This is a genomic window from Micromonospora sp. NPDC049175, from assembly GCF_043197345.1.
Taxonomy (GTDB): Bacteria; Actinomycetota; Actinomycetes; order Mycobacteriales; family Micromonosporaceae; genus Micromonospora.
In genome coordinates, this window is record NZ_JBICSY010000003.1 from 233759 (window position 1) to 245798 (window position 12040).

Below are 12040 nucleotides of genomic sequence, written 5' to 3' on the forward strand. Positions count from 1 at the left end.
CTAGTGAAGGTGGTTTCCTCATGAACAGCAGTCCGGGACAGAAGGTCGTCGTGATCACCGGGGCCTCCCAGGGCATCGGCGCCGACCTCGTGGACGCCTACCGCAAGCTCGGGTACGGCGTCGTGGCGACATCACGCTCGATCGGCGCGTCCACCGACCCGGAGGTCGTCACGGTTCGGGGCGACATCGCCGAAGCCGACACCGCGCAGCGGGTGGTCAGTGCCGCCCTGGACCGGTTCGGGCGGATCGACACCCTGGTGAACAACGCCGGCATCTTCGTCGCCAAGCCGTTCACCGACTACACCGACGAGGAGTTCGACCAGGTCACCGGCGTCAACCTCGCCGGGTTCTTCCACCTCACCCGACGCGTCCTGCCGCACCTGCTGGCCGGGGGCGCAGGGCACATCGTCAGCCTCACGACCAGCTTCGTCGACCAGCCCAGCTCGCACGTTCCGTCGGTGCTCGCCTCGCTGACCAAGGGCGGCCTCAGCTCGGCCACCAAGTCCCTGGCCATCGAGTACGCGGCTCGTGGCGTACGGGTCAACGCCGTCGCGCCCGGCATCATCAAGACCCCGATGCACCCGGTGGAGACGCACCAGACGCTCGCCGGCCTGCACCCGGTCGGCCGGATGGGCGAGACAAGCGATGTGGTCGACGCCGTTCTCTACCTGGAATCCGCCCCCTTCGTCACCGGCGAGATCCTGCACGTCGACGGCGGCCAGAACGCCGGTCACTGACGCCACCCACACCGCAGAAAGGAGCAGACGATGCCGATCGTGACCATCCAGATCACCCGCGAGGGCAGCACCGCGGGCGCGCCCGCGGCGACCGCCGAGGAGAAGGCCGCCCTCATCAAGGGCGTGAGCGAGTTGCTGCGCGACGTCCTGAACAAGCCGCTGACGTCGACATTCGTGGTGATCGACGAGGTCGACACCGACAACTGGGGTCGCGGCGGACTCCCGGTGCAACAGTTCCGCGAACAGCAGGTGCCCGAGTAGGCCGGGGGCGTCCGCCGATGCGACGGGCAGGATCCGCGCCTGTGGCGCGGGCTCCTGCCCCGGCGGCGTCAGTGGGTGGCGGTCACCGTCCCGGTCGGGCCGCCATCCCGGCTGGGGTCACCCTCCCGGTCGGGCCGCCGATGCCTCGACGAAGAACTGCCGTAGGGCGTCGGCGACCAGGGTGGGTGCCGTCATGGTGACGAAGTGCGACTGGCCCGGCCAGACGACGTAGCGGGCTGCCGGAATCGTCCTGGCGAGAGTGTCCATCGTGGTGGGCATCGGCTCCCAGGTGTCCGCGCCCGCCAACAGGAGAGTCGGCACGGCGATCGCCGACCACCGCGCGATGTCGGTGCCGTCCTGCGCGAGGGCCTCGAGATCGTGCAGCCAGCCGATCGCCGAGCGGCGCGCTTCGACCGGGTCGGGTACCCGATCGGCCGCGCCGGCGGCGATCGCGGCGACGATCTCGGCCGGGACCCGCGTCACGTCGTTCAGAGCCGCTGCCATCGCGGCGGCGTCGTCGCGCTCGAAGGCGGCGCGGTACCGGTCGAGCAGCGGCGTGATCTCCGCCCCGGCCGCGAAGAGCGGTGGTTCGAAGATGGCCAGGGAGCGGACGTCGCGCGGATCGGCCAGGGCGGTGTGCAGCGCCAGCGTCGCTCCGTAGGACGCGCCGACGAGATGGACCGGTCGGTTCGAGGACTGGCGGGCCGCCTCGATGACGGCGAGCAGGTCGGCGGTCTCGTCGGCGAAGGATTTGGCGCCGGCCGGGACGTCGCTGGGGCCGTAGCCGCGCCGCGCCGGCAGCCACACCTCGTGGTCGTCGGCGAGGTGCTCCGCCACGGTGGCCCAGGAGTGCAGCCCGCCACCCGAGCCGTGCACCAGGATGACGGGGTCTCCGACGCCCAGGCGTCGCACCACCAGGCGGGTGCCGTCGGCCGACTCGACCGACTGGTCACGACTGTTCACTGCTGCTCCCGTTTCTCGGTTGGCCAGTTGCTCAAGGTGGTGTGGACCGCGTCGAGGATCGAGTGCCAGGACGTGTCGACGGCGCGGGGATGCCCGAAACCGTCCACGGCTTCGAGACTCGCGAAGCCGTGCAGGGTGCTGCGGACGAATCGCATCGCGTCGGTGAGCGCCGGCTCGTCGAGCCCGTAGCCGCGCAGCATCGCGTAGCTCAGCTCGATCAGGCGCAGATGCCCGGCCGAACTGGTGCCGACCTCGGGCGGAAGCGGGAGCTGCGTCGCGGTGTACTGCCCCGGGTGCGCCACGGCGAACGCGCGCCAGGCGTCGGCGAACCCGACGAGAGCCCGGTGGCCCGCTCGCCCGGCCACGGCGATCGCGAGCTGGTCGGCGAACGCGGCCGCCGCCCGGACCGCGACGTGCTCGATGAGGGCGTCCCGACTGCGGACGTGCACGTACAGCGCGGCGTCCGAGACGCCGAAGTGCCGGGCGACGGCCGCGACGGTCAGCCGGGACAGACCGACCACGTCCGCCAGTTCGGCCGCGGCGGCCGAAACGCGCGCGCTTGTCAGACCCTGCCGTGGCATCGCGCACCTTTGTCTCGCTAGGAAGAAACTTAGGAGCCCTAAGATAGCACCGCCGTCCGCCTGGTTGTCCGGCCCCGGCATGAACGGCCCGGTTTGCGGGAAGACCGGCTCTTTCGCCGCCGAACAGGAGACCCGGGATGCGAGCCGTCGTCTACGCCGACGTCCGGACCGTCGCCGTGCGGGAGGTGCCCGACGCGACGCTGGAGGCGGAGACCGACGCCCTCGTACGCATCACCTCCACCGCGCTGTGTGGCACCGACCTGCACATGTACGACGGACGCACCGGCGCCACCCCGGGGCTGGTGCTCGGCCACGAACCGCTGGGTGTGGTGCGGGAGGTGGGCCGGGCGGTGCAGACCGTCCGGCCGGGCACCCGCGTGGTGATTCCCACGCACCTCTTCTGTGGGACGTGTGTGATGTGTGCCCGCGGGCTCTCGGCTGCCTGTCTGCGGGCGCGGGCGGAGGGGCCGGGCGCGGCGTACGGCTACGCCGGGATGGGCCCCTACCGGGGCGCCCAGGCCGACCTGCTGCGCGTGCCGTGGGCCGACGCCAACTGCGTACCCCTGCCCGGTGAGCCGGGGGACGGGTACGAGGACGACTTCGTGCTGCTCGCCGACGCGTTCGTCACGGGGTGGCATGCCGCCGCCACCCTTGCCGGGGTCGAGCCCGGTGACACGGTGGCCGTCTTCGGCGCCGGCACGATCGGGCTGCTCGGCGCCTACGCGGCGCTGCTCCGGGGTGCCCGGGTCGTCTACTGCGTCGACGGTGTCGACGCTCGGCTCGACAAGGCGGGGGAGATCGGCGCCGTGCCCGTCGACTTCCGCCGGGGGGATCCGGTCGAGCAGATCCGCGCCGACCGGGCCCGGGTGGGGCTGCCGCTCGGCGAGGAGAAGCTGGGCGGAGTCGACAAGGTGATCGACGCGGTCGGGTTCCAGGCCCGCGACCGGGAGCGCTCCGACCGGGAACGGCCGGACCAGGTCATCGCCGACGCCGCCCGGCTGGTCAACCCCGCCGGCGCCATAGCGGTCGCTGGCGTCTATCCCGAGAAGGACCTGCATCCCGGACCCGGCGCGGACACCCACGAGGATCTCGTCGCACCGTGGGGGACGCTCTTCACCAAGGGCGTCGCGGTCCGGTTCGGCCGCACCCACGACCGCCGCTACACCGTGCTGCTGCGCGACCTGGTCGTCGCCGGTCGTGCCCGGCCCAGCGTCGTCGTGACCCACCACGGCACCCTCGCCGACGCGCCGGAGCTGTACCGCCGCTTCGACCGCCGGGAGGACGGGGTGATCAAGGCGGTGTTGCGCCCGAGTTGACCTGTCGGCACCGGGGGCGCGGGCGGGCAGACGGTCCCCGATCCGCCCTTAAGGGACGTTAAGGTGCGGACCCGTCTCCTGGTGGCGGGGGTGACGGGACGATCACCGTCGATCCGACCCTCCGATGGAGGCATGGGTCACACCGTCGGCCGAGGGTCGCCGGGCCGTCCCGGGTGGGGTGCCGGCGTCGCGGCCCGATCACGATCATTCGATGGTGACCGGGGCGCGATGTGGCGCCCCCTGTGTGGCCCGACGAGGATCGTGGCTGGTGGCGGGCCTGTCGGGGATGATGGGAGCCGATCGCGGCGTTGTCTTCCATTTGACAACGTTGCCACCGGCAGGCGAAGGTGCCGGGAGGGGCTGCGGAGGCGGCTGTGACGGGCGAAAAGAGTGCTTCGTCGATATTGCCGGATTGTTACATTTTCAACAGTCCCTCGCCTTGCGGATGGCCCTTCGGCCGCAATACGTTGCCGTCAACAACAAAACCAAGTGAAGGTTCAACCTTCCGGAGGCAACCGATGACGTTGGCGAGGTGGTACGAGCGATGAGCAACGTGCCGACCCTCCTTGAGATGCGCTCCATCACCAAGGAGTTCCCCGGAGTCAAGGCCCTCTCCGACGTCAACCTGGTGGTTCGCGCCGGTGAGATCCATGCCATCTGCGGCGAGAACGGTGCGGGCAAGTCCACGCTGATGAAGGTCCTCAGCGGGGTCTACCCGTACGGCAGCTATGACGGCCAGATCGTCTACCAGGGGTCGGAGAGCAAGTTCTCCGACATCCGGGCCAGCGAGAACGCCGGAATCGTGATCATCCACCAGGAGCTCGCGCTCATTCCCGGCATGTCGATCGCCGAGAACATCTTCCTCGGCAACGAACCGCGCAAGCGGGGCGCGATCGACTGGAAGGCCGCGAACCGGATGGCGCTGGACCTGATGGCCCGGGTCGGTCTCCAGGAGAACCCGGACACCCTGATCAAGGACATCGGTGTCGGCAAGCAGCAGCTCGTGGAGATCGCCAAGGCGTTCGCCAAGGACGTGAAGCTGCTCATCCTGGACGAGCCGACGGCCGCGCTGAACGAGGCGGACTCCCGGCACCTGCTGGACCTGCTGCGCGGCTTCCGCTCCCGCGGCATCACCTCGATCATGATCTCGCACAAGCTGAACGAGATCGAGGCGATCGCCGACCAGATCACCATCCTGCGCGACGGCCGGACCGTGGAGACCCTCGACGTCAAGGCGGACGGGGTCGACGAGGACCGGATCGTGCGGGGCATGGTCGGCCGTGAGCTGAGCAGTCGGTTCCCGGACCACACCCCGAAGATCGGTGACGTCTTCTTCGAGGTGCGCGACTGGAACGTCCGGCACCCGATCTCCGCCGACCGGCAGGTCTGCAAGAACGAGAGCTTCGTGGTGCGCCGCGGCGAGATCGTCGGCTTCGCCGGTCTGATGGGCGCGGGCCGCACGGAACTCGCGATGAGTGTCTTCGGCCGCTCCTACGGGGTGTTCGAGTCGGGCACCATCATCAAGGACGGCAAGGAGATCGTCCTGAAGACGGTCGCGGACGCGATCGACAACGGGCTCGCGTACGTCAGCGAGGACCGCAAGGCGATCGGCCTCAACCTGCTCGACGACATCAAGACGTCGACGGTGGCCGCCAAGTTGTCCAAGATCCGGCACCACGGCGTCCTCAACGAGGTCGAGGAGTACCAGGCGGCCGAGGCGTACCGCAAGGAGTTGCGGACCAAGGCCCCGACTGTCGACGAGGGCGTCTCGAAGCTCTCCGGCGGCAACCAGCAGAAGGTCGTGCTGGCGAAGTGGATGTTCACCGATCCGGACCTGCTGATCCTCGACGAGCCGACGCGCGGCATCGACGTGGGCGCCAAGTACGAGATCTACGGCATCATCCAGCGGCTCGCCGACCAGGGGAAGGGCGTCGTCGTCATCTCCTCGGAGCTGCCTGAGCTGATCGGGCTCTGCGACCGCATCTACACCGTGTTCGAAGGCGCCATCACGGGCGAGATCGCCCGGGCCGACGCCACCCCGGAAAACCTCATGAAGCAGATGACCTCGACGAAGAAGTTGGCCTCCCGATGAGCCGTATCAAGGACCTTCAGAAGAATCTGTTTGGAGGTACGACCTCCAACGCGCGCCAGTTCGGGATGATCTTCACCCTGGTGGCGATCGTCCTGATCTTCCAGATCTGGACCAACGGGCTGACGCTGCGCTCGGACAACCTGATCGCGCTGTTCCAGCAGAACTCGTACATCCTGATCCTGGCCATCGGCATGCTCATGGTGATCGTCGCCGGGCACATCGACCTGTCGGTCGGCTCGGTCGCGGCCTTCACCGGCATCCTGGTCGCCAAGTCGATGACCGAGTGGGACCTGCCGTGGCCCGCCGCCATCGTGTTCGGTCTCGCCATCGGCGCGGTGATCGGCGCCTGGCAGGGGTTCTGGGTGGCCTACATCGGGGTGCCGGCGTTCATCGTCACCCTGGCCGGCATGCTGCTGTTCCGCGGCGGCAACCAGTTCATCGGCAACGCGCAGAGCATTCCGGTGCCGGAGGGCTTCCGGGACATCGGCTCCGGGTTCCTGCCCGAGTTCGGCCCGGACACCGGCTACAACAACGCGACGCTGCTGCTCGGCCTGGCCGCGGCGGTGGCGGTGGTGTGGCGCGAGCTTCGGGCCCGTAACACCCGGCGGGCCATGGACGCCGACCCGGCGCCCATGTGGGTCTCGATCCTGCGGATGGCCATCATGGTCGGGGTCATCGCCTTCGCCGCCCTGCGCTTCGCCAGCGGTCGCGTCGGCACCAGCTTCCCGATCTCCGGCATCATCCTGCTGGTCCTGGTGATCGCGTACTCCTTCTACACCCGCAACACGGCCGGTGGCCGGCACATCTACGCGGTGGGTGGCAACTCCCGGGCGGCCGAGCTGTCCGGCGTGAAGCTCAAGCGGGTCAACTTCTTCGTCATGATGAACATGTCCGTCCTGGCCGCGCTGGCCGGCATGATCTTCGTGGCCCGTTCGGCGGCCTCCGGCCCGCAGGACGGCAACGGCTGGGAGTTGGACGCCATCGCCGCGGTCTTCATCGGTGGCGCGGCCGTCGCCGGCGGTATCGGCACCATCAGCGGGTCGATCGTCGGTGGTCTCGTCATGGCCGTGCTCAACAACGGCCTCCAGCTCGAGGGCGTGGGCACCGACAAGGTCCAGATCATCAAGGGCCTGGTCCTGCTGTTGGCCGTCGCGATCGACGTCTACAACAAGAGCCAGGGGCGCTTCTCCATCATCGGGAGCCTGATGCGGCCGTTCCGCCGCGACGACTCCGCCTCACCGCCGAACGCGGAGCGCGAGCCCGCCAAGGCAGCGGTGTCCGGCTGACGGTCACCGACCTCACCACCCTGTTACACATCCAGAAAGGCAAGTCCTCACCATGCGTAAATTCTTCGGCACGTCGGTGGTCGCCATCAGCGCCGCCGCCATGCTGGCCCTCGCTGGCTGCGGCTCCGGCCGTGACGGCGACTCCGACGCCAAGGGCGGCGACGCCAAGGGCTTCGCGGCCAACTCGCTGATCGGCGTGGCCCTGCCGGCCAAGACCTCCGAGAACTGGGTCCTCGCCGGTGACCTGTTCACCAACGGCCTCAAGGAGGCCGGCTTCGAGGGCAACGTGCAGTACGCCGGCGCGTCGACCACCGTCGCCGACCAGCAGGCGCAGATCACCTCCATGGTGACCAAGGGCGCCAAGGTCATCGTCATCGGCGCGACCGACGCCGCGCAGCTGTCGACCCAGGTCGCGGCGGCCCACCAGGCCGGCGTGAAGGTCATCGCGTACGACCGGCTCATCAAGAACACGCCGGACCTCGACTACTACGTCGCGTTCGACAACTTCAAGGTCGGCCAGCTCCAGGGCCAGGCCCTGCTGGACGGCATGAAGGCCAAGAAGCCGAACGGCCCGTACAACATCGAGCTGTTCTCCGGCTCGCCGGACGACAACAACGCCGGTGTCTTCTTCGACGGTGCGATGAGCGTGCTCAAGCCGGAGATCGACAAGGGCAACGTTGTCGTGGCCTCCGGTCAGAAGGAGGTCAAGCAGACCGCCATCCAGGGCTGGAAGGCCGAGGGTGCGCAGGCCCGCATGGACCAGCTGCTGACCTCGACCTACGGCAGCAAGGAGCTGGACGGCGTCCTCTCCCCGAACGACACGCTGGCCCGCGCCATCCTGACCTCGGTCAAGGGCGCTGGCAAGCCGACCCCGATCGTCACCGGCCAGGACTCCGAGGTCGAGTCGGTCAAGTCGATCGTCAAGGGTGAGCAGTACATGACGATCAACAAGGACACCCGCAACCTGGTGAAGGAGACCATCAACATGGTCAAGGCTCTCCAGGCCGGTGACGCCCCGCAGGTGAACGACACCAAGTCCTACAACAACGGCAGCAAGGTCGTCGACACGTTCCTGCTCCCGCCGGTCGCCGTCACCAAGGCGAACGCCGCGGAGGCGTACGCCAACGACCCGAAGCTCGCGCCGCTCACCAAGTAATCACCGCACGGTAGGCAGCAACGCCGATGGGTCCCGGGTCTCCTCTACCGGGACCCATCGTCGTCCTTACGCCCCCGCGCCAACCGGCTTCGACCCGGAAGGAGGTCTGACCGTGGCAACACCCGTCCGGTCCAGACCAGCCGGCGTCGGCCGCCCCACCGAACCCCCGCTGCCGTCGGTCCCCGGCGCCAGCCAGGAGGAGATCCGGCGGCAGAATCTCGGCGCCGTGCTGCGCTACGTCCACGTGCACGGGCCGACGTCCCGGGCCGAACTGACAAGCCGGCTCGGCCTCAACCGCAGCACCATCGGCGCCCTCGCGGCCGACCTGGTCGCCAGCGGCCTGGTCACCGAGGAGGCGCCCACCACGGCCCGCCGCGCCGGCCGGCCCTCACTCGTGGTCAGTCCCCGCTCCGACCGGGTCTACGCCCATGCGTTGAGCATCGACGCGGACCGACTACGCGCCGCCCGGGTCGGCCTCGGTGGGCAGATCCTCGATCGGCGGGAGATCCCGCGGCCCAGTGGCCTGTCGGCGGTCGACGCCGTCGGGCCCCTCGCCGACCTGGTCCGGGACATGGAACGGTCGGTGGCTACCGACGCGCTGCTGGTCGGCGGCGCCGCCGCGGTCACCGACACCACCCGTGACCCGGACGGCCGGATCCGGATCGCCAGCATCGACGAGACGCTCGCCGTCGCGCTGGAGGCGGAGTTCAGCGGCGGCCCCGGTTTCGTGGCCGGTGACCTGGCCGACATCGCCGGGCTGGCCGAGCACGTCCGGGGCGTGGCGGTGGGCATCGCCGACGTCATCTACCTGCACGGCGACCTGGGTATCAGCGCCGGCATCATCGTCGGTGGCCGGCTGGTGATGGGCCACCGCGGTCACAGCGGCAAGGTCGGTCACATGGTCGTCAACCCGAACGGCCTGCCCTGCGGCTGCGGCTCACGTGGCTGTTGGGAGACCGAGATCTCCGAAGCCGCGCTGCTGCGGCATGCGGGCCGTGATCCGAGCGATCGCGCCGCGGTGGCCGAGGTGCTGCGCGCGGCGGCGGACGGCGACCGAACCGCCCGCGCCGCCGTCGAGCAGGTCGCCGGATGGCTCGGCTTCGGTGTGGCCAATCTGGTGAACGTGGTCAACCCGGATGCCGTGGTGTTCGGCGGTTCGCTTCGCGACATCTTCACCGCCGGAGCGGACGTGGTCCGCGAGCGGTTGGACAGCATGCCGCTGCCCGCCTCCCGCGCGCACCTGCGGCTGCGCGCGGCGGCCCTGGGGCGGGACGCCGCCCTGATCGGCGCGGCCGAGCTGGCCTTCGACAAACTCCTCGTCGACCCGCTGAACGTCGGCGTGGCGGGCCAGGTCGGGACCGGCGGGTAGTCGTCAGGGAGTCGGCACCTCCTCCACGACGCTGCTGCCGCTGCCCGGCCGGGACTCCCACGACCAGGTCTCGTGCAGCCGGACCCGGCCGTCGGGCAGCACCGACACGTCGGAGACGCAGTGCCCCGAGGACGTCTGGCCGTCGGCGTTGAGCTGGACGTAGCGGAAGTCCAGCCGGTCGCCCGCGCGGGTGCCGACCAGGCGACCGCGCCGGATGGATCCGCCGGCGTACTCGGCCCACACCTCGCCGGCCCGCTCGTGGTACGTGAAGACGGTCTGCGTGCCCACCTCGCCGGCCACCACATCCGCCACGGCCCGGAACCGCCGACCGTCCAAGGAGATCGTCATCCGCCGAACCTAGTCGAAGCATCGCTCCCGTACGTCCTACCGTATGGTGTACGGTAACCGCGCCTGAACGCCTGCGGAAGGGGAGCACTGTGCCGACGAGAGACGACGCGATAGTGGCGGAAGGGCTGCGTAAGCGGTATCGGGACCGCTACGCGCTGGACGGCTTCGACCTGCGGGTGCGGCCGGGGACGGTGTGTGGCCTGCTCGGCCCCAACGGGGCCGGCAAGACCACCTCGGTACGGATCCTGTCCACCCTGCTCCGGCTGGACGAGGGTCGTGCCGAGGTCGCCGGGTTCGACGTGACCCGCCAGCCCGACCAGGTGCGCTACCGCATCGGGCTGGTGGGGCAGCATCCCGCGCTCGACGAGGCACTCAGCGGCCGGCAGAATCTGGTGCTCTTCGGTCGACTGTTCCACCTTGGTCGACGCCGCGCCCGGCAGCGAGCGGTCGAGCTGCTGGACCGCTTCGGTCTCGCCGACGCAGCCGAGCAGCCGGTCAGCACGTACTCGGGGGGCATGCGCCGCCGGCTCGACCTGGCGGCCGGCATGATCCTGGCCCCCGCGGTCCTCTTCCTGGACGAGCCCACCACCGGGCTGGACCCGCGGGGCCGCAACGAGGTGTGGGAAGCGGTCCGGGAGTTGGTGCGCACCGGCACCACAGTGCTGCTCACCACCCAGCACCTGGACGAGGCCGACCAACTCGCCGACCGGATCTCGGTGGTCGAGTCGGGCCGGGTGATCGCCGAGGGCAGACCCGACGACCTCAAGGCCCGCCTCGGCGGCGATCGGATCGAGGTGGTCGTCGCGGCCCCGACCGACCTCGCCGTCGCCGTCGCCGAGGTGCGCCGGGTGGCCGGCGACGAACCGACTGTCGACGTGGACCGGCGGATGGTGAGCGTCCGGGTCGGCCACCGGGCCGGCGCGCTCGTCGACGTGTTGCGGGCGCTGGATGCCGAGGGCATTCCGGTGGCGGACGTCGCGCTGCGCCGCCCCACCCTGGACGACGTGTTCCTGCACCTCACCGGGCACCGCACCCGGGCCGTCGAGGAGGTGGCGGCATGAGCGCGGCGAGCACGCCGGTCCCGGCGGTGGACCTGACGCCCGGTCGGCCCGCCCTCCTGGCCGACAGCGGCACGCTGATCTGGCGTGGCCTGGCCCGGTGGCGACGCGACCCCGGCCCGCTGGTCGCCTCACTCGGCTTCAACATCCTGATCGTGCTGATGTTCGCCTACCTGTTCGGTGGCGCGTTGCAGGTGCCCGGCGGTGGCAGCTACCGGGAGTTCCTGATGCCCGGCATGTACGTGATGACGATGGTGTTCGGCATCAGCCTCACCACGATCGCCGTCGCCGAGGACCTGGAGCGCGGACTGACCGACCGCCTCCGGTCGATGCCCGTCGCGTCGCTGGCCCCGCTGGCGGCCCGGGCCGTGGCCGACATGCTGTTCGCCCTGGTCACCCTCGGGGTCCTGCTGCTGACCGGGCTCGCGATCGGGTGGCGGGCGGACGGCGGGGCCGGTGCCACGCTCGGGGCGGTGGGGCTGATCCTGCTGCTGCGCTTCGCCCTGATCTGGGTAGGCATCTTCCTCGGGCTGGTCACCCGCGGGCAGACGGCCGTGGTGGCCGTGCAGACCCTGGAGTTCCCGCTCGGCTTCCTCTCCAACGCGTTCGTCGCACCGTCCACAATGCCCGCGTGGCTCGGTGCGGTGGCCGCCTGGAACCCGCTGTCGGCGACCGTCGGCGCCACCCGGGAGCTGTTCGGAAACCCCGGCTGGGGTGGTGACTCCTGGGCGGCGCAGCACTACCCGTTGCTGGCGGTGCTCTGGCCGGTCGTCCTGGTCGCGGTCTTCCTGCCGCTCTCGGTCGCCCGCTACCGGCGACTGGCCGGCTGACCCACTCGACGGGTGATCGCCGAGCCCCCGTGGCCCGGCGATC

The 12040-nt window shown here is 70.1% G+C and carries 12 protein-coding genes; 9 read left to right on the forward strand and 3 right to left on the reverse strand.

The features are described from left to right. Positions 1-20: 20 nt before the first annotated feature. Together ACGFH8_RS14965 and ACGFH8_RS14970 are read left to right on the forward strand one after the other, a co-directional pair. Complete coding sequence (locus ACGFH8_RS14965; RefSeq protein ID WP_393367337.1) at positions 21-737, forward strand: SDR family NAD(P)-dependent oxidoreductase; 717 nt, start codon at positions 21-23, stop codon at positions 735-737. A gap of 30 nt (positions 738-767) precedes the next feature. Continuing rightward, entirely contained in the window at positions 768-998 is a 231-nt protein-coding gene (locus ACGFH8_RS14970) for a 4-oxalocrotonate tautomerase family protein (RefSeq protein ID WP_393367338.1), read from the forward strand. A 117-nt stretch (positions 999-1115) separates the two neighbouring features. Here ACGFH8_RS14970 and ACGFH8_RS14975 read toward each other — a convergent pair whose 3' ends face one another. Both ACGFH8_RS14975 and ACGFH8_RS14980 read right to left on the reverse strand, forming a co-directional pair. Continuing rightward, the gene (locus ACGFH8_RS14975) at positions 1116-1961 is read right to left on the reverse strand and encodes an alpha/beta fold hydrolase (protein ID WP_393367339.1); all 846 of its coding nucleotides are present in this window, start codon (positions 1959-1961) and stop codon (positions 1116-1118) included. Continuing rightward, positions 1958-2542, reverse strand: a complete 585-nt coding sequence (locus tag ACGFH8_RS14980; RefSeq protein WP_393367340.1) for a TetR/AcrR family transcriptional regulator — start codon at positions 2540-2542, stop codon at positions 1958-1960. Before ACGFH8_RS14980 ends, ACGFH8_RS14975 begins: the two co-directional genes overlap by 4 nt. A gap of 137 nt (positions 2543-2679) precedes the next feature. Here ACGFH8_RS14980 and ACGFH8_RS14985 point away from each other — a divergent pair, with 137 nt between their 5' ends. From ACGFH8_RS14985 to ACGFH8_RS15005, 5 genes are all read left to right on the forward strand, one after another. Next, a complete protein-coding gene (locus ACGFH8_RS14985; protein WP_393367341.1) occupies positions 2680-3858 on the forward strand; it encodes an alcohol dehydrogenase catalytic domain-containing protein in 1179 nt (392 codons plus the stop codon). A gap of 544 nt (positions 3859-4402) precedes the next feature. After that, positions 4403-5950: a multiple monosaccharide ABC transporter ATP-binding protein gene (mmsA, locus tag ACGFH8_RS14990; protein WP_393367342.1), complete on the forward strand. Its 1548-nt coding sequence runs from the start codon at positions 4403-4405 to the stop codon at positions 5948-5950. Further along, positions 5947-7236 carry a multiple monosaccharide ABC transporter permease gene (gene mmsB / locus ACGFH8_RS14995; RefSeq protein ID WP_393367343.1) on the forward strand — a complete coding sequence of 430 codons (1290 nt, stop codon included), beginning with the start codon at positions 5947-5949 and terminating at the stop codon, positions 7234-7236. Before mmsA ends, mmsB begins: the two co-directional genes overlap by 4 nt. Positions 7237-7288: 52 nt before the next feature. Continuing rightward, positions 7289-8392, forward strand: coding sequence for a substrate-binding domain-containing protein (locus ACGFH8_RS15000; protein ID WP_393367344.1), 1104 nt, complete (start codon positions 7289-7291; stop codon positions 8390-8392). A 112-nt stretch (positions 8393-8504) separates the two neighbouring features. Next, positions 8505-9761 (forward strand): ROK family protein, encoded by a 1257-nt coding sequence (locus ACGFH8_RS15005; RefSeq protein WP_393367345.1) that lies wholly within the window; start codon positions 8505-8507, stop codon positions 9759-9761. Between the two features lie 3 nt (positions 9762-9764). Here ACGFH8_RS15005 and ACGFH8_RS15010 read toward each other — a convergent pair whose 3' ends face one another. Next, positions 9765-10109, reverse strand: a complete 345-nt coding sequence (locus tag ACGFH8_RS15010) for a hypothetical protein (RefSeq protein WP_393367346.1) — start codon at positions 10107-10109, stop codon at positions 9765-9767. A gap of 89 nt (positions 10110-10198) precedes the next feature. On the opposite strand from ACGFH8_RS15010, the gene ACGFH8_RS15015 reads away from it, so the two are divergent. Next, positions 10199-11170 carry an ATP-binding cassette domain-containing protein gene (locus ACGFH8_RS15015; RefSeq protein WP_393367347.1) on the forward strand — a complete coding sequence of 324 codons (972 nt, stop codon included), beginning with the start codon at positions 10199-10201 and terminating at the stop codon, positions 11168-11170. Continuing rightward, a complete protein-coding gene (locus ACGFH8_RS15020; RefSeq protein WP_393367348.1) occupies positions 11167-11997 on the forward strand; it encodes an ABC transporter permease in 831 nt (276 codons plus the stop codon). Before ACGFH8_RS15015 ends, ACGFH8_RS15020 begins: the two co-directional genes overlap by 4 nt. Positions 11998-12040: the final 43 nt, after the last annotated feature.